Origin of the sequence: Paenibacillus sp. FSL F4-0125, assembly GCF_038008565.1 — a bacterium.
Classification (GTDB): Bacteria; Bacillota; Bacilli; order Paenibacillales; family Paenibacillaceae; genus Paenibacillus_AQ.
In genome coordinates this window covers 492,237-509,543 of sequence record NZ_JBBOZJ010000001.1, presented here as the reverse complement: position 1 = coordinate 509,543, position 17,307 = coordinate 492,237, and the positions used below count along the sequence as shown (strand labels likewise).

At 47.1% G+C, this 17,307-nt stretch carries 16 protein-coding genes; 3 read left to right on the top strand and 13 right to left on the bottom strand.

The genetic code is table 11. The features are described from left to right. Positions 1 to 7 precede the first annotated feature (7 nt). From NST74_RS02280 to NST74_RS02250, 7 genes are all read right to left on the bottom strand, one after another. Positions 8 to 1,684, bottom strand: a complete 1,677-nt coding sequence (locus NST74_RS02280; RefSeq protein ID WP_042123722.1) for an extracellular solute-binding protein — start codon at positions 1,682 to 1,684, stop codon at positions 8 to 10. A gap of 91 nt (positions 1,685 to 1,775) precedes the next feature. Beyond that, positions 1,776 to 2,666: a carbohydrate ABC transporter permease gene (locus tag NST74_RS02275; protein ID WP_042123720.1), complete on the bottom strand. Its 891-nt coding sequence runs from the start codon at positions 2,664 to 2,666 to the stop codon at positions 1,776 to 1,778. Positions 2,667 to 2,684: 18 nt separating this feature from the next. After that, a complete protein-coding gene (locus tag NST74_RS02270; RefSeq protein ID WP_081389681.1) occupies positions 2,685 to 3,674 on the bottom strand; it encodes an ABC transporter permease in 990 nt (329 codons plus the stop codon). A gap of 218 nt (positions 3,675 to 3,892) precedes the next feature. Further along, a complete protein-coding gene (locus NST74_RS02265) occupies positions 3,893 to 7,120 on the bottom strand; it encodes a cellobiose phosphorylase (protein ID WP_341110240.1) in 3,228 nt (1,075 codons plus the stop codon). A gap of 28 nt (positions 7,121 to 7,148) precedes the next feature. Continuing rightward, a complete protein-coding gene (locus NST74_RS02260; RefSeq protein ID WP_341110239.1) occupies positions 7,149 to 8,486 on the bottom strand; it encodes a glycoside hydrolase family 30 protein in 1,338 nt (445 codons plus the stop codon). A gap of 323 nt (positions 8,487 to 8,809) precedes the next feature. After that, positions 8,810 to 9,823: a LacI family DNA-binding transcriptional regulator gene (locus NST74_RS02255; protein ID WP_042123716.1), complete on the bottom strand. Its 1,014-nt coding sequence runs from the start codon at positions 9,821 to 9,823 to the stop codon at positions 8,810 to 8,812. A 52-nt stretch (positions 9,824 to 9,875) separates the two neighbouring features. Beyond that, complete coding sequence (locus NST74_RS02250; protein ID WP_341110238.1) at positions 9,876 to 10,358, bottom strand: hypothetical protein; 483 nt, start codon at positions 10,356 to 10,358, stop codon at positions 9,876 to 9,878. Positions 10,359 to 10,725: 367 nt separating this feature from the next. On the opposite strand from NST74_RS02250, the gene NST74_RS02245 reads away from it, so the two are divergent. Then, positions 10,726 to 11,451, top strand: a complete 726-nt coding sequence (locus tag NST74_RS02245) for an HNH endonuclease (protein WP_341110237.1) — start codon at positions 10,726 to 10,728, stop codon at positions 11,449 to 11,451. 102 nt (positions 11,452 to 11,553) lie between these two features. On the opposite strand, the gene NST74_RS02240 is transcribed toward NST74_RS02245, so the two are convergent. Next, positions 11,554 to 11,751, bottom strand: coding sequence for a YwbE family protein (locus NST74_RS02240; protein ID WP_341110236.1), 198 nt, complete (start codon positions 11,749 to 11,751; stop codon positions 11,554 to 11,556). A gap of 61 nt (positions 11,752 to 11,812) precedes the next feature. Between NST74_RS02240 and NST74_RS02235 the strand changes: the two genes are divergently transcribed. Next, entirely contained in the window at positions 11,813 to 12,115 is a 303-nt protein-coding gene (locus NST74_RS02235) for a hypothetical protein (RefSeq protein ID WP_341110235.1), read from the top strand. A gap of 29 nt (positions 12,116 to 12,144) precedes the next feature. Here the strand turns inward: NST74_RS02235 and sdaAA are convergent, their stop codons facing one another. The 4 genes from sdaAA to NST74_RS02215 all read right to left on the bottom strand — a co-directional run bounded on the left by sdaAA (position 12,145) and on the right by NST74_RS02215 (position 14,881). Continuing rightward, positions 12,145 to 13,023: an L-serine ammonia-lyase, iron-sulfur-dependent, subunit alpha gene (gene sdaAA, locus NST74_RS02230; protein WP_042123707.1), complete on the bottom strand. Its 879-nt coding sequence runs from the start codon at positions 13,021 to 13,023 to the stop codon at positions 12,145 to 12,147. Then, positions 13,020 to 13,730 carry an L-serine ammonia-lyase, iron-sulfur-dependent subunit beta gene (gene sdaAB / locus NST74_RS02225; protein ID WP_339288957.1) on the bottom strand — a complete coding sequence of 237 codons (711 nt, stop codon included), beginning with the start codon at positions 13,728 to 13,730 and terminating at the stop codon, positions 13,020 to 13,022. The genes sdaAA and sdaAB overlap by 4 nt, the downstream gene beginning before the upstream one ends. Before the next feature lie 153 nt (positions 13,731 to 13,883). Next, positions 13,884 to 14,303: a GNAT family N-acetyltransferase gene (locus tag NST74_RS02220; protein ID WP_042123703.1), complete on the bottom strand. Its 420-nt coding sequence runs from the start codon at positions 14,301 to 14,303 to the stop codon at positions 13,884 to 13,886. Further along, a complete protein-coding gene (locus tag NST74_RS02215; protein ID WP_341110234.1) occupies positions 14,300 to 14,881 on the bottom strand; it encodes a DUF4269 domain-containing protein in 582 nt (193 codons plus the stop codon). Before NST74_RS02215 ends, NST74_RS02220 begins: the two co-directional genes overlap by 4 nt. Before the next feature lie 318 nt (positions 14,882 to 15,199). On the opposite strand from NST74_RS02215, the gene NST74_RS02210 reads away from it, so the two are divergent. Further along, the gene (locus NST74_RS02210) at positions 15,200 to 15,655 is read left to right on the top strand and encodes a hypothetical protein (protein WP_341110233.1); all 456 of its coding nucleotides are present in this window, start codon (positions 15,200 to 15,202) and stop codon (positions 15,653 to 15,655) included. A gap of 7 nt (positions 15,656 to 15,662) precedes the next feature. Here NST74_RS02210 and NST74_RS02205 read toward each other — a convergent pair whose 3' ends face one another. Continuing rightward, positions 15,663 to 17,306: an NAD(P)H-hydrate dehydratase gene (locus tag NST74_RS02205; protein ID WP_341110232.1), complete on the bottom strand. Its 1,644-nt coding sequence runs from the start codon at positions 17,304 to 17,306 to the stop codon at positions 15,663 to 15,665. Position 17,307: the final 1 nt, after the last annotated feature.

Below are 17,307 nucleotides of genomic sequence, written 5' to 3'. Positions count from 1 at the left end.
TTATTTTTTATTGGGCGAGCTTCACTTTGTTCTCTTCATACTTTTTCTGTTGATAGGCTTGGAATTTATCTACACCTATATCCTTTTGTTTCGCTAAATACTCAGTCCATATTTTATCGAACTCAGCATCTGAAGAAGCCATAAGCAGCTTAGGAATCGTCTTCCCACGCAGTTCTTTCAGCTTTGTAGCAATGATGCCTTCAGGGGAGTTACCTGTAGGATCAATCTGTTGGAATGTTGAAGTACTAGTCGCTTTTCCTCTCGTCCAATCTTCCAATTGTTTAAAAGGTTCTACTGATTTAGGTGCCCATTGATCCGTGATATTCGTGTTCTGCATCATCCAGTAGGTGAACGAAGATCCGTATTGCTTATCAAATGCCGAACGATCCTTATTCATTAGATCAAACACTTCAGGCTTAAATTGGTCTTTGCCATCAATCGTTTCGTAGCTGACACCCTTTTCACCGAGGAACAAGTCTTTATTACCTTCTTCACTGTTCAAGTAGCTTAGGAAGCGGATAGCGCGAGCTTTATCCTTCACATCTTTGGAGATCAGCGTCACTGTCCAGCCTGCGATCGCAGGTCCGTCAAGGGTCGGTTGATCCAAGTTCGTATTCGAAGGACCATCAATAGCAATATAAGTTTTGCTAGGATCTTGTTGGTAAATCGTACCTAGTTGCGCTGCAAAGTCTGTACGTTGATAGAGCATCGCGAAATAACGGCCTTGAGCGATCTTCTCTTCCATTTGTGGACGTTTATCGATAAAGATATCTTTAGCAAGCAGTCCATCCTGATTCGCTTGACGAAGCGTCTTCATCCAGCGGATATATTCAGGATCTGTCTCACGGGCATATACCTGACCATCTTTTTCTCTAGGAATCGCCAGGAAGTTCTGAAGATAACCTTCCAGAGAATCATTACCGTTTACACCAAACTCATGCAGACCAAGCGGGATTAGCGGTTGTCCATTTACGTCAGGAAATTTCTCTTTCGCTAACTTAAGCGCATTCAAGAATCCTTCTGGTGTGCGCATATCAGGACTGCCAATCGCTTCATACATATCCTTACGTACCGCGAATACTTGGTTGGATACGTAGTTCTCTCCATATTTCTCATAGTCGGCAGGAGAGGAAGAAGAGTTCGGGTAGCCGTACACATTACCATCTTCTTGAGTGTACCAATTCAGCTTATCTTTATCGGATACTTTGTAGAAATAAGGATCATATTGATCAGCAAGCTCGTTCAGTGGTAGTGCAAGATCACCTTCGATAATTTTCTTTATCGCATCTTCATAGAAGCCCAATGTAATGAAATCTGGCAATTTACCAGAGGCAATCAGTGTGTTCAGCTTCTCATTCTCGTTACCAGCCGGAACGATGAAATTAATATCAACGCCGGTTTTCTTAGTTACATATTGGGAAGTTGGGTCCACACCCCATTTGTTGGGGAACCAAGAGAAGTTCAGGTACCAGTCAAACGTAATCGGTGAAGTGTCAATCTTCCAACCTGGTTCATCCGCAGACAATGTAGCAGCAGGTGTATCCGTCGCCCCCGTGTTCGTTTCTTTAGTGCCATCCGAATTTCCTTTAGCGTTATTTCCACTGGAACAGCCTGCAGCTGACAAGGCCATAACCGCTGCCAGAAGTAGAGTCATCGCTGTTCTCGGTTTGCGTTTCATACCCATATTCTTTACCCCTTTTCTATGATTGTTAATTATAAGCTCAACCCCAGAGCTCATAGAGATGAGCTGCTGGAGGAGTTACCTTTACTAAGGATCAGCCCTTAATGGAGCCGATCATCATGCCTTTAACAAAGTAGCGTTGTAAGAAAGGATATACGAACACGATAGGAAGTGTGGTGACCACCATCGTCGCCAGCTTAATAGACTGTGACGTTACGCTTCTTGTCATACCGCTACCTTGTGCAGCAACCATCATTTGAGTCGAACTAGATTGTGCTACAACGCGGAACAGATACGTCTGAATCGGCTGTAACTCTGTATTATTGATATAGATCATACCTGTAAAATAATCATTCCATTGGAACACGCCGTGGAACAGCGCAATGGTCGCAATAACAGGCATAGACACTGGAAGCACAATTCGTAGGAAGATGGACCAATCATTAGCCCCATCAATCCGGGCCGCTTCCTCCAATCCTTCAGGGATCTCTCGGAAGAAGGTCATGAAGATAATAAGATCGAAGAAGCTAAACATCGCAGGAATGATATACACTAAGAAATTATCTAGTAACTGAAGGTCTTTGATAAGCAAGAAGCTCGGGATCAACCCTCCCGCGAAGAAGAGCGTAACAGTACCCATTAACATGTAAAACTTTCCGCCAATCAAGCCTTTACGAGAAAATGCATAGGCTACCATCGCTGTGAAAAATACATGCAGGACTGTGCCGATCACTGTTTTGGCAACGGTAATCCACATCGCCTGCATAATGCCAGGGCTGTCGAACACTGCCTTGAAGTTTCCTAGACTGAACACCCGCGGCCACCAGTATATACCACCTCGCATAGCGTCCGTGCCTTCATTAAAGGCATTGACGAGTACGTACCAGATCGGATAAAGCGTTATGAAGCAAATACACAGCATAATGATATTGTTGACGATATCGAATAGGGCCTCGCCCTTCGTTTTGCGATTGAGAGCAAACATGTGTAGGTCCTCCTTATCCTAGAACAATGATGTATCGTTGATTTTTTTAGACACTTGGTTAGCTATCAGCAGCAAGATTAGAGCGATAATCGATTTTAATAGTCCAACCGCAGCCGAATAGGAGAAGCGGCCTGAGAGAATCCCTGTGTAGTACACATAATAATCGATTACATTACTTGCACTATCATTCAACGAGTTACGTAGCACCAAGATCTGATCGAAGTTGGAGCTTAGTACACCACTGACTGCAAGAATGAAGAGAATACTGATCGTCGATTTAATCGCCGGCAGCGTAACAAACCACATCTTCTGGAATCTTCCAGCACCATCAATCGTAGCCGCCTCATACATTTCAGGAGATACACCAGAGATTGCTGCCAGATATATAATCGCTGACCATCCAAGTTCCTTCCAGATATCAGAGGAAATAACAATCGTCCAGAAGTAGCTAGGTTCGGCCAAATAGGTAATCGGCTGATCAATGATATTTAGCGCTAACAAGATGTTATTGATAATCCCTATATCCGCTAGCCATGTCGCTAGAATACCGCCGAGTACAACCCATGAGAGAAAGTGAGGTAAATACGAAATCGTCTGAATCCACTTTTTGAATCTCACCGAACGAACCTCGTTCAAGAATAGCGCGAATATAATCGGCAGTGGAAACCCGATGAAGAGCTTGATTAAGCTAATGCCTAACGTATTCCTAATAACGTCAACCAAGCTTTCATCTTGTAGGAATTCTTTGAAATGAGCTAGTCCTACCCATGGAGCTTCGGAAATTGATTTTACGATATTGAACTCTTTGAAGGCAATAATAACTCCATACATTGGAATGTAGTTGAAGATGATCATCCAGGCTACGCCTAGTAGGGCCATGGTCTGTAAATGACGCTGGGCTACAAATCTCCTCCACAGCGAGTTACGATTTACTTTACCGGTTTCGAAATTGCCAGGAATTAACGGATTCATCGCTGGACTTACTTCCACGCTTTTTTTGTTCTCCATCCTTTGGACCTCCAGGCTACATATCTTTTTCTTTTTCTGAAGCGCTTACAATATCTATGTATTTATTGTATTTGCTTTTGCCTGTCTCCGTAAGGCTTTGAATTTCGGGTTATAGGTTCCATTTTTCGGGTTCAAGCTAAAACACCTTCGGCGTCCTTCAAAGACTTTCTTATATTTGGAGAAAAAAATGAGGGAGGGCCTAGGCCCTCCCTCATTTTCTATGCCATTATTGCTCGAATTTGCTTGATCTCACCACGCCGCAGAGCCTCTGCCTCTTCACCACGAACGAGTGCTCCAGAAATTTCAGCCACCGTACCATCGTGATAGACGAGCGTCATGCTCTGAATAACAGCCTTCTTCTCACCAAACGTATTCTCACGTTGCGGGTTCGAATACGTTACTTCCGTACCACCAAGGAATGTGAAAGAAAGATTGCCTTGTTCATCAAATAGCCAGCCCGGTAGAACCGGACCCAAAGATAACGTAAGCTGTCCATCTTCTACTCTGAAAATATGGCTTCCGGCCATCATCGTTCTCCACATACTGAGGAATTCAGCGGTCGATCCACTTAGTCTTGCTACGAACCCTCTACCGTGGTTATTGGGATCAGGATTCCCTCCAGTTGCGATAAAAGATGAGTTCTCCAGTGTACTGCGTCCATAAACCGCAGGATCAAGGAACGGCACCAGCGACGTCTTCAGCTCGCCGTAGAATTCCTCATATAGACCGCCCTTCAGCAGCTCAAGCAAATACTTGTAGGACATATGCAGGAAGTTAGACTCCCGCTCTAGCCAGCCTGGTGTGAAGGCTCTCATTCGCCCGATCTCATGAGACTCTCCCTCTAGGCTAACCGAGGTTTGGTACATAGACGTAGTCGGATCATACAGCTCCGTTTGCTTAATCAAATTGTAGATTTCTTTGGCTTGCACCGGATCTTTCAACGTCTTCAACCAGCGAGTAGGTCCCTCAAGGAAGTATGGCAAAGCATATACCTCAAACTCCTCCACTACAGCTTTTGGCAGACCGTATCCGCTAAGTACCGGTTGACCTTCAGCATCTGTTACCTGCTGGAATTTCTTCGCCTCAAAGCGGAAATAGGTTGGGGTAAGTCCGTTACCGAGTTCTACCGCCTTGTTGATCCCCTCGTCGATTTTAACTAAGAATTTGGAGAGGGCTTCACGAATGTATTCTAAGGCTACTGCAGACTCAGCCCCAGTAATACCGAAACGAATACGTGCTCTATAAGCCTCACGCGCTGAAGCTACAATGTCCCAATAATTGAATTGTTCCAAATCTCCTGCTAGGACAGCCGTTACCGCACGATGTACCTCTTCAAGCAGCTGTGCAATTTCTTCTGGCAAGTCTACAGCGCCTTGGACGTTCTCTTTGCCTTTCAGAGCCTCTAGCAAAAAGACGACGGTACGTTTCAGCTCAAAAGTCTCACTCATTCCGGAGCCGAACAATCCCGGCAGTCCATTCATAGCATCGTTCCAGCCCGGCTTATTGCCTTCCATCTCTACCCCCATACCATAAGGGTCAAGTGTAGCGAATTTATTCAAGGCAAGAGACAGCATCTTCACGAACAGATTGGTGTGGTAAATGGCACCGTGTCCACCTTCGGTACGCAGCCAATGGGTATCTCCAGCTTTCCATTTCAGCTTGTGCAGCTTCTCCTCATCCTCAAGAAGTGCACCATATTGCCGAGCCTTTCCATCACTGATTACATATTTCTCACTTCGTGGCAGCACATACGCCGGGCTGTCATAGAACGCATAGGTGTTATCCCCAAACAGAAGCTCCTGCTTTTTGTCAGGGAAGATATCCAAATAACCAACTACCAGATCCATATTATACGTCCAGTGATCCGACCAGAAGCCTTCACCAAAAGCAGCCTCAATGTTTTGTTGCGACAAGGCTAGTAGCCCCGACAGAAATTGTTGTTCGCTTACCTTCAGGGTAACGTTATGATCTGCAATATAGTTCACTAAACTACCTGGTGTGAACCGAGTGCTGCACAACTTTACAAGCTCAGCTTGATGATCTGCCGCAGCCTCCTCGATCCACTTCACAGCTTGCGTCTTACTGTCCGGTTTCACTTCAAAGGTTGTTCCTTGTACGCTCAGCGGGTTGTAACCGTCCGCTTGTATCAAGCTATAGAACATTTTGATGTTGAAGCTACCCACCTTCGGATTAAAAAACACATCGTTCCGCCGATTCTGATTCATATCACGGAAGTTTCCGTTCCCCTGTGAATAATATTCTGGGGCGAGAGAGAAGAAGTTGTAGTCACGCTCCAAGTCACCATGCTTACGCGAGTATAAGTGAACGACAAAGCCATCCCCACCATTGTCGAAGACAAAAGGATAGCCTCCGCGCAGGAAGTTATCGAGATAGGATTGACGGCAATACGCATCAAACACAGCCGATGAAGTGTGAGTGGCAATGTCTTCCGTTAATTCTTCCGTTAGACCTGCGGCCTCTTGAGATTTAGACAGGATATATTCATCGCGGCATAACTGCTCTGCCTTCTTATTGATTTTGTCGATGTCATTTACATGTCCAACCAGTGTATTCAGGATCAGATTGCTACCTGGTGCTAAACGTCTTGCCACTCCGCTAAAACCGCACGGAACCTTGTTGACCGGGTATTGTGGAAGCTCGCCCAGTTCGGCAAGGGTTAATCCCGCAAAGCGGTCTGGGTACGTAAGCGAGGTGTTGCCACCAAAGACTAGCTCGAAATCGACAATTGGCGAGACTTTTTCTCCTTCTCCCGTAAAGGACAAATAGAAATGTCCATTGGTGATTTCACTAACCTGCGCACTATCATTAGTGCTGGAACGCAGCTTATAGAACGGAATGCCATTCTCTAAGTTGTATACATCCATCCAGCTGCGCAGCAGATTACCTATTTCCTTGTATCCACTATTCTCTACACCGTAAGGCAGGATTTCTGGCAGACCATCCATCAGTTCTAACTCGATCTCTTTACCACCGATGTTCTCAATCTCTACCCGACGTACCAATGCCGCATAATCGTCATTCGGCAGATTGAAATAGTGTACAGTCGTCTTCAGACCATGCCCGGCATGGCTTTCTTCAATGTTAAGCCCGTTAGGCAAAATCGTCATGATCCGCTTGGCTGCAGGATCTGGACGTGCCGATTGAAACGGCTCATAAATCTCTTGCTCCCCTTTAATCTTGATAAAGGTTCTGAAACCGGTCGTCCCTACGTTCTTATAAGATATATTTGCGGGTGAGAATTCCATGATCGGCGAGTTCTTATCGCGTACCCCGAAGCTGCAAATGGCCTGACCGCGGTTCACATAAAAAGTCCACATCGGAATCCCCTTCAGTCCGGCAAGACCCGGTAGGAAACTGGAAAAAGGCTTTCCCTCGTCAAATTGCTCCATTACAAATGTACCTGATTCGAAATAATAGTTGCTCACACTTATGACCTCCTAGGTTGTAGATTATTTATGAAATCAAATGCGTTACGATGGAATGCGGCGCTAGCTCACAGCTCGCAATCTCTTCGCCTAGACCTAACGTTACATTGTGTACTTCTTCACTTTCATTCATCAGTACAACAGCAATGCTTCCGTCAGGATTACGGAATGCTGTGGTTAGGATGCCTTCTGCTTCAGACGTAAATCCGATCCGTACTGCACCTGGCGCAATGAATTTACTGAAATGCCCAATATAATAATAAGAACTGTTATAGTGCACTTCATCTGTTGTCGTATCTGCAATGATCGGTGCATCGCAGAGATTGCCTACATGGTTGGGACCTCCCGTCTCATCCAGTACCAGGTTCCAGTCCAGGTATCCTTCTGTCCACGCATTGAGATCTCCAATCATATTTCTGCCGTAACGTTCACCAGTAAACCATTCTCCCAGCTTAACGCCGCCTTCTTGGCAGCCTTCTGTGAACAACAGATGCTTGTCAGGAAATAAATCATGTACCTTTTCGACCTTGTCGAACTCCTCGCCACCGTACCAGTGAATACCGGTGCCCCACACATACTTTGCTGCGTCAGGATCAGATAGTACTGCCGAAGCACGTTCGACCATAATATCGCGGTTATGATCCCAAATTACGATGTTCACATCTGAATGGCCTGTCTGATGCATCACCGGTCCAAGATAATTTTTAACAAAATCCCGTTCCTCTTCCGCACTATAAATACATGAATCCCAGACTTGAACGGCAGCCGGCTCATTCTGCACGGAAACCGCCCAAATTGGCACTCCCTCTTTTCCGTAAGCTTCAATGAACTTCGTATAGTAGCGTGCCCAAACCTCTGCGTATTCCGGCTTCAAAGATCCACCGTTATTCATTTCCCCATTTGTTTTCATCCATGCCGGAGGGCTCCAAGGAGAAGCCAGCATCGTGAATGCGCCGCCTCTTACTTCCATGGCGTCTTTTATCAGCGGAAGTACCCACTTATGATCATGAGAGATATCAAAAGTAGCTAGCTCTGTATCATGATCAGCAACATACGTATAATTTCCGAGGGCAAAATCACAGCTATGAATATGAACACGCCCCATGTTATAGCCTAATCCCTCTACAGGGTGGAAGTACCGATGAATAACCTCTGCCCGTTTCTCCGGGCTCAGGCGTGATAACGTATAGGCTGCAGCTTCAGTGAAAGCGCCGCCAAATCCAATCATCTTTTGAAACTCCTGCTCTGGCTTAAGCTCCACATCGGCAGACCCAGATCCTATTCTTGCGCTAAAAACAATTGCATCTTTTGGAGTTAAGCGTTCCCCTGTATCTTTTGCAGTTACCACAGTTTGAACTTTTGCCATTTCATCCATCTCCTCTGAATTGTTTTCTTACCAAGCATAAACGTCTTCGACGCCCTTTACTGGATCATTTTCCGATGTTATAGATTCGGAGCAATGAGCCACCGAAACAGTCGAAACCGGTTTCGATTGTTTCGAAAAAAAATGATCTTTCGAAAGCAATTGAAAGAGCATTTTTATTTCAATGATTCGATTATAGCTCCATCCCTCGAAATTAGATGTATCAAATACCACTAACTAGGAAAATAAAAGCTATGATGTCCTTTACTTTAGCAGGACTCTTTTCAGTTCGTCAAGATTTATCCTGATTTTAATACTAGCTAAATTCAGCTAATCGGAGGTGAACAAGACTCCCGTTCAACCACTTCCACCGGAACTAAAATTGCTTCCTTATCTAACACTTTGCCTTCAATTGAAGCTAAAAGAATGTCAGCCGCACGGCTCCCAAGAAGTTCTGTATCCTGACGCACCGTTGTCAGTGCAGGAGTGACATACTCGGCAAGATCGATGTCATCATAACCCATAACTGAAATATCCATCGGTACGGAAAGTCCACTATCTTTAGCAGCCATAATAGCTCCTAAGGCTAATAAGTCGCCTGAAGCAAAGACCGCGGTTGGACGTTCAGGAAGCTTAAGAAGCTCCAACATCGCGTTATAGCCGCTTTCTCGAGAATAAAAGGCTCCGTTTACAACATAGGTCTTGGGTACTTTAAACCCTCGCTGCTTCATAGCGGACATATATCCCAGCTCCCGCATTTTTCCTGGAAATGTGTTCATGCCTCCAGAGATATGAGCAATCTTGCGATGCCCCAATGAAGCTAGATACTCCACCGCCAGCTGTGCCCCGACTGTATTGTCTGAGCATACCGTATGTGTCTCAGAGGTATCAAAATCGACGATAACCGTAGGAATATCACTCTCAAGCAGTTCACGGAAATACGGATCCTCATAATCGGACAAGAAGACAACAACGCCGTCTACGCCACGAATCCTGCAATTCTCTAAATAACCACTTTGCTTACCGCCGACATCTTTGGAGATAAACATGAGGGCATAACCCTTTTCCACGGCAACCTTCTTAAAACTCTCGATCACAGCGCTGAAAAAGGGATGGCGAATACCAAATCCCGTATTCTCTACGAATAGCACGCCGATGGTCCACGATTTCTTAGTGGTCAATGTACGGGCATGTGAATTTGGCAAATATCCCATTTCTTGGGCAACCCGGAATATTTCCTGACGAGTTTTCTCCCGTACATCGGAATAATTATTAAACGCCTTAGAAACCGTTGTTGGAGAGTAACCGGTTCTTTTAGCAATATCGTATATCGTTGTCAAATCGGCTCGCTCCTTGCCCTGACAAATGAAATGCCTTATGTTCACTGCAATTTTAACGTCTTTCCGTACCGCCGTCCAGCGAAAAGTAACTTTGTACAGAGGGGAGTAGTGTAACCGCCTGAATCAACAGCCCTAGACTCATATAGATCAAATGTATAATTGCAACACTATTCAGCATGTACGTCTGCACCGTTATCCAAATAATTTGCCCAAACCCGATATACAGAGACATAGCCCAGAAGCTATATAATTTCTTAAAAGGATTTAATAATTCCACCAAGTGCCACTGAGGTCTCTTGATCAGACCATAAACAACGAGGAGGGGCAGTAAACCAAATATGATAAATAGCAGAATACCCGGGAATAAAAAATCTGAGAATGGCGATCTTTCCAGCATAGAAGTCGGCATTTTCATTAGATCCCCACTTGGATCTATTACAAGAACACCGCCCCCTCCTAACGCTCCAACCCCCAAAAAAATAAGAAGAATATAAAGCCATGTTACTGTACCCGGCCTTCCCTTCGTTAATTCCATTTCACTTCCCCATTTCCAAATAAGAATTAGAGCAACCCTATCTAGAAAACGAATCTGCCCTTTTTGTATTTTACAAGTTTTCCCTGTATTTCACCGAGATGCATATCACAAACTTCGCTGAGTTTTTGATTTTTTTACGTACGATGTGAACAACAGCACTTTAAGTTATACTAAGTTTAGAAGCTAATATATTGCACCTGACCGATCTCATAAATAGAAGCCCTCGAATCCTAAGCATGAACGCCTCCGACGTCCTTATAAGGACGCTAAGTGTTTAAGCGAGAAATTCAAGACATAAAGTATGGTGTGAAACTTATAAAACAAGGAGACAGGACATGCGTACACACGCGCTGCACCTAACATACCTATGAATGATACCGACCTTCTATCTACCAAACAGTGTGCTTATTGCCACAAACAAAAGCCGCTCTCTGAGTTTCGCAGACGTACAGGCAAACGTTCCAAGGGGCAGTCACGCCGTGGTGCCTGCCGTGAATGTCGTAAACAACGGGAAGCACTAAATATAAAGCTCACAGCAAACCCCTTACTGGTAAAACCTGATATGGTCCAAACCCATCAGCAGGCTCTATTGGAACGTCCCAAAGAGGGGAAACCATCTTCCGCCGCTGCTTCTTCAGGACAATTCAATCCGAACCGCCGCGTACGTGGTTTGGAGCAGCGAAGAAAACATACACCTTCTCAAGGTGCGAAGATAAATCCTGAAGATCCGACCCAATTGATTCCCACTGCTAAAGGGATGATCTTAATGCGTGGCCATAGCGATAAGGGACGGCGCTGGCATCAGGAAATCGATCTAGCCCTTGCGGTTACGCTAGTCAGGGAACATGCCGCTATCGTTGTAAATCGTCGAACCATAAGGCGGTTGTATAGCAATAAGGATTTTCGCGCTTATATCCTAGCTAGAGATAATTATACCTGTTACTTCTGCGGCGCTTATGGCGATACTATTGATCATTTACTACCTCGCGCTAAAGGCGGCCATACAACCCCAGATAATTGCGTCTGTGCTTGCACGTTGTGTAATCAGACCAAAGCCGATAAATCTGTTGAGGATTTTATGGGCCGAATATAACCTCTTAAATCAAAAAGCCCTAATCTCTGAAGGCTGTTCTGTTCCCGTGAACAGATGCCTTGAGATTAGGGCCGCTTATTAATATGGAGAAGTATAGGTTGTTTAGTTCCCTGTAATATTCTTAACTCGTCCTACCTGTCCGTTTGTTAATCTGACCTTAATGCCATGCGGATGCCGAGGCGAGTTCGTGAGAATATCTTTTACCGTACCGTGTGTCAGCTTGCCTGTAGGCTGATCCTGCTTAAGCACAATATCCACTTCAAGCCCCGGACGAATGTCCGCTCGTACTTGTCCGTTCATGATGTAATCCCCTTTCATGGGTTATAATGTTATCAACTACAATAGATAAGGAGGAGCTGTTATGGCCTTCGGCATCAATAGAGAAGAATTATCCCGGTGGAAAAAAGCGGTCTCCGCAGGAGAGATCGCCTTCTTGACTCATTATTGGCTGGATCCGCGCTTTCCTGATATTACTACTGTCACCAAGGTGGGCTGCAGTAATCTTACCACACTGAAACATTGGTGCGAGGAGAATGGATTGCCTGCCCAATATATCCATAATCGTTCATCGTTTCCCCACTTTGACCTCATTGGACCTAGACAGGCAGAAATCCTTCGGCAAGAAGGGCAATGGGATCAGCTGGAACGTTTCAAAATGCTCTAATCTACGAATTGTGATTCAAGGCTTATAGATTACTTCTTTTTGCGTAAATCCTGCATGATTTTACGACCGGTAGGTGTCTGTGCTAGACCGCCTCCCGCAGTTTCACGATGTTTCTCTGGCATTGCTGAGCCCACCTCAAGCATGACCTTGATGACTTCATCAGATGGGATCACACTACGAACACCCGCTAATGCCATATCTGCGGCGGCAAGCGCGGTAACTGCACCGAATCCGTTTCTAACAATACAAGGAATCTCTACAAGTCCACCAACCGGATCACAAATCAGACCTAAGGTATTCTTAAGGGCTAGCCCGACAGCATGCACTGCTTGTGCAGGCGTTCCGCCGCGCAGCTCGGTTAAAGCACCTGCCGCCATCCCAATAGCAGAACCAACCTCAGCTTGACAGCCACCTTCCGCGCCCGATACAAACGAATTATTGGCAATGACATAACCGATAGCCCCGGCCGCGAACAATCCGGATACCATATAATCGTCATCCCAGCCAAACCGCTCCTGACAGCTGAGAAATACACCCGGAATAATCCCGCATGAACCAGCAGTAGGGGTTGCAATGATCCGCCCCATAGAGGCATTCACTTCAGATACAGCCAGCGCGTAAGCCATAGCTTGACCTGCGGGTCCGCCTAGGCACGGCTCATCAGCTGCATTATATGCGCCTACACGCTGGGCATCCATGCCTGTAAGACCGCTGCGTGAAGTTGTATCTTCATGCATCCCGCGATGAACAGCCTCTTTCATCACGCCATAATATTCACGCATCGTGGAGAATTCATGTTCACTGGAACGTCCAGATTCCGCGCTTTGCTCTTCGAGCATTAGCGCTCCAATGGTGAGACCCCGTTCCTCACACAATACAGCCAGCTCACTAAGTGTTTGAAAATTCATGTTAAACTTTCCTTCCCCTTCTCTTCTTGCTTACCTTCGTTTAGATTAACCAACTTCACCGATTTCACAGCAGTAAGCGCTTTAAGCGCTTCAATAAGCTCCGGTGTAGCTGCTTCATCCAGCTCCAGGACCGTTAAGGCTGCCCCACTGCGATTTTTTCGATCCAGAGACATATGCCCTATATTAAACTGTCCGTTACGCATCACTTCCGTAACACTCGCCAGAACACCTAAATAATCCATATGATTAATCAGAACCGTTGGATAGACCCCTGTAAGCTTCACCCCAAAACCGTCGATATCGACAATCTCAATGTTCCCGCCACCAATAGATGTCCCTGTTAGTGTCAGTTTGCTTCCTGTTTCTTGTCCGATAAGGTTCAGCTTAACTGTGTTGGGATGTGGAAACAGACCTGTTCCCTGTTTAAAAGAAACTTCCATCCCTGCTTCAACCGCCAGTTCTAGGGAATCTGGAAGCCGATGATCGTCGGTAGTGAAATCAAGTAACCCTCCAACAATCGCTCGATCTGTACCATGTCCCTGATAAGTTGCTGCAAAAGAACCGAAAAACGTTACCTCGGCTACACGCGGCACTTCTCCTAACACCTGCCTTGCAGCCCTCCCGATCCGTGCCGCTCCAGCGGTATGTGAGCTTGAGGGACCGACCATTGCCGGACCAATAATTGAAAATACATCCTTAAAACGCATAAAAGACCTCCTGCCTGCAAGAATAGGCAATTATCGTACTCCTATATAGTATACTGCACCAGCAGTCGGAGTTCACCGTGACATTTGCTGTGATATACAAATGCCTAACATTGCTTATTCATAGGCTAGTATTTCTATTTCATGTCCTGAGTATCACAAGATATCCTGGGAGTACAGCATAATTCCACTTCTATACTGCCAGCCCATCCCTTCCCAGAACCCTCTTCCTTGTTCGTTGGTTCCAATAACCATCAGGTGACACTTGGCAATACCGGCTGTACGGAGATTCTCAAGACAGCGAGTCACAAGCTTACGACCAACACCCATCCCCCGGCAGTCATTATGAACGGCAACATGATACATGTAGCCTCTTCGCCCATCATGCCCGCATAATGCCGTACCTACCATCTGACCATCTTCATTCTCACAAATCTGGCTAAAGCCTCGGTTATGCGCCAGATAACGCAGAATTTCCGGCTTTGAATCCGCTTCGCTAAGTCCCATCCCCTCTGTATGCTCCCACAACTGATAAGCAGCTTCATAATCATCCGCAACCATTTCTCTATAAATCATACTTGTCCCCTCGCTTGTACAGAACGACATAAAGCATGAAGAGCACTTCGAGGAAGCTTTTCCAGCTCCAGTAGCGCTTCGTAAGGATCTCCCACTAATCCCAGAGCTTTCGCAATGGCAGGCTCTGTCTTCCATCCACTTGTCTTTAAAAAAATGATTTGTTTGCGAAAAGCATCATCCATTTGAGCTAGAATTTCAGCTTCAACGATCATATGCAAATAACCATTCTGGAGCTCTGTTCGCCTCGGCTGTCCAAACAGTTCTATAGGCCAGCCCTTTGCCATAAAGTTAATTTTCGTTCGAGGGATATCTTGAACCACCCTCGACTCGCTAACAAAACCCTCCATAGCTCCAAAATATCGAGCAACTAGCGCCTTAAACTTCGCAGGATCATGAACCTCGCAAATGATGTCCAAATCGCTGCCCTCCACTTGAATTCCAAGCGGTATTGTCCCAACCAGCAAGGGATTATAGTCCGTTAGTAAATTCATAATATCCAGCTCTGTAAGAAGGTCATAGACCTCTTTCTGAACCGCGGTTCCACGATTCAAATCATCGATTTTTCGCCAATCATTCACTATGGACAAGCGCCTCCTCCGACTCGGGTTTATAAACGCATATGTATTAAGACAGCGCACGCTTTTCTGGGCGCAAGCATAGAAATATACGGAGGATAGAAGGCAAGGAGGAGTGTATTAGAAAAATGAATCCCACCTACCCCTATTATGGGGAACGAACAGGATGTAAGGACCAGCCCGTCATTTTCCCCACACAGCACCAAAGCCGCCAGCCAGGTCTAGAAAATCAGATGAATCCCCGCCGACGTGTATTCATGTCAACGGTGAAGACATGGGTACAAGCTGATACACAACACACCATGAGAGGAATGTATACCTATGAATAAGATGCCCGATTATGATATTCCTTCTGTCCGTTTAACAAGTGGCATGTATGCCTTAACAAAATTAGCCTGCGCAGGGCTAGCGTACGTCCTTATCTCCTTACTTATGCTTGGGTTTCCACAACATAACGGCGTACCTGAGGGTTGGCCTCTTTCAATCCCATATGCGATTTACGCTTATGGACTGCCAGCAGCACTAGTAGCCGATGTTCTCCTGCGCCTTCTACGCTCCACATCCCACATCATTTCCCTTGTTGTATACGTTGCCGCAGGTTTCGGTGCAGGTCTATGGCTAGCAGCAGAACAAGGTGCAGAGCTACTGCTATGGGGTTTTGCAGGAGTTTTGGGACTGTTGCTGCTACGGGTGACGCAACTGGGTGTGGAGCGTTCCCCACTGTTACTGCCTGTATTTGCACTATTTCTACCGCTGCTCTGCTTACTGCTACTATAAGCTGCACTCAGAGTGCTTCTATGATATCACCGGCAATGATAGCCGCTGGATTATTCCGCTGACGGGCAGCTCTCTCCCCTGCTAATCCGTGTAAATATACACCAAAAGCTGCTGCCTGTGTCTCATTCAGTCCCTGAGCCAGCAGGCTGGAAATGATGCCCGTTAGCACATCACCGGCTCCACCAGTGCCCATGCCGGGATGGCCTGTGGTGTTTACATAAGCTTGCCCTTCTGGCGTTGCTATAACCGTATGTGCTCCTTTTAATACGAGTGTAATCCCATGCTCTTTCGCATAACCTGTAGCCAGTCTGATGCGGTCCCGTTGCACCTCAGCTGTTGTTATACTAGCAAGGCGAGCCATCTCACCTGGATGAGGCGTCAGAATCACGGGATGGCGTCTACTTGCCCAGCTCTTGTAATCAGCTTCAGCTAATATGTTCAAGGCATCGGCATCGATCACCAGAGGACAATCCGTTCCTTCCCAGAGATTGCGAAGCCATTCTGTATCGGCCTCAAAACGACCAAGACCGGGACCAACGGCAAGAACATCTCGCTCTTTACTTAGCTTCAGCAGCTCTGAAACGCTCCCTGCTTGCCAGGTTCCATCTTCATTGCCTCCAACATCGGCCAGCATGAGTTCAGGGGCAGAACCGATGATAGCAGGCATCAGCTTCTGAGGAAGCGCCCATGTCACCAACCCACAGCCTGCCCGGAGCGCAGCACGGGCAGAGAGCAGTCCGGCACCGCTCATTCTTAAGGTGCCGGCGGCAAGAAGGACATGCCCATAAGTGCCCTTATGGCCCTCAGGCGAACGCCGGCGGGCTATATCTACGCCTAGATGGGCATGCAGCACTTCCGGTGTCAGCAGGTGAACCTGCACACCGCTTTCTGAGGCCAGAGAAGTCGGAATGCCGATGGCCCGGACCTTCACATGCCCCGCAGCACCTGCGCCGGGGTACTGCAGGAGGCCTCGCTTGAGAAACGCGAGGCATACCGTCACCGACGCATGAATGCAAGGCTCATGCGTCTCACCCGTGTCCGCGTTCAGACCACTCGGGATGTCCGCGGACACAATCACTTTGCCGCTGCTGTTCGCTGCGGCAATCAGCTCCGCATAGGCGCCGCGCGGAGCTCCCGCGGCGCCGGTGCCGAGCAGCGCATCCAAGATGCCGCTGCACTCGGCAAGGTCCAACCGGTCCCTGCCGTATACCACGGCAGGCAGGCCCATGGCTGCAGCCGCATCGCGCTGCAGGGCGGCCTCGCCGGAGAGCGACTCCGGCGGCACCGCATAGACGAGCGTGACGGCAATGCCCGTCTCGCGAAGGTACCGTGCGGCGGCGAGGCCATCGCCGCCGTTGTTGCCTTTGCCGACGAGGATGAACCATCGCTCGGCGGCGGCATGGTCCAGGGTCAGCGCATGATCTGCGCTGACCTGAAATGCCGCGCCGAAAAGCGCGGCATCCGTCCGCCCGGCGTCTTCTCCATCGGCTGCATTTCTGCAGCTCGCTCCACCTCTCCGCCGGCACAGTGCAACAATCTCCTCTGCGATCACTCTTCCCGCATTCTCCATCAGCGCAATCGCTGGAATCCCCAGCCGCTGGATCGTTTCTCCGTCCAGCTGCCGCATTTGCTCAGCAGTTACCAGATACATG

What these genes read in the sequence shown, in the direction of transcription:
- NST74_RS02250 (WP_341110238.1), bottom strand. Translation starts at nt 10,358, where the DNA reads ATGGAATTAACGAAGGGAAGGCCGGGTACAGTAACATGGCTTTATATT.
- NST74_RS02260 (WP_341110239.1), bottom strand. Translation starts at nt 8,486, where the DNA reads ATGGCAAAAGTTCAAACTGTGGTAACTGCAAAAGATACAGGGGAACGC.
- sdaAB (WP_339288957.1), bottom strand. Translation starts at nt 13,730, where the DNA reads ATGCGTTTTAAGGATGTATTTTCAATTATTGGTCCGGCAATGGTCGGT.
- sdaAA (WP_042123707.1), bottom strand. Translation starts at nt 13,023, where the DNA reads ATGAATTTTCAAACACTTAGTGAGCTGGCTGTATTGTGTGAGGAACGG.
- NST74_RS02270 (WP_081389681.1), bottom strand. Translation starts at nt 3,674, where the DNA reads ATGGAGAACAAAAAAAGCGTGGAAGTAAGTCCAGCGATGAATCCGTTA.
- NST74_RS02245 (WP_341110237.1), top strand. Translation starts at nt 10,726, where the DNA reads ATGAATGATACCGACCTTCTATCTACCAAACAGTGTGCTTATTGCCAC.
- NST74_RS02210 (WP_341110233.1), top strand. Translation starts at nt 15,200, where the DNA reads ATGAATAAGATGCCCGATTATGATATTCCTTCTGTCCGTTTAACAAGT.
- NST74_RS02205 (WP_341110232.1), bottom strand. Translation starts at nt 17,306, where the DNA reads ATGTATCTGGTAACTGCTGAGCAAATGCGGCAGCTGGACGGAGAAACG.
- NST74_RS02280 (WP_042123722.1), bottom strand. Translation starts at nt 1,684, where the DNA reads ATGGGTATGAAACGCAAACCGAGAACAGCGATGACTCTACTTCTGGCA.
- NST74_RS02275 (WP_042123720.1), bottom strand. Translation starts at nt 2,666, where the DNA reads ATGTTTGCTCTCAATCGCAAAACGAAGGGCGAGGCCCTATTCGATATC.
- NST74_RS02220 (WP_042123703.1), bottom strand. Translation starts at nt 14,303, where the DNA reads ATGATTTATAGAGAAATGGTTGCGGATGATTATGAAGCTGCTTATCAG.
- NST74_RS02240 (WP_341110236.1), bottom strand. Translation starts at nt 11,751, where the DNA reads ATGAACGGACAAGTACGAGCGGACATTCGTCCGGGGCTTGAAGTGGAT.
- NST74_RS02235 (WP_341110235.1), top strand. Translation starts at nt 11,813, where the DNA reads ATGGCCTTCGGCATCAATAGAGAAGAATTATCCCGGTGGAAAAAAGCG.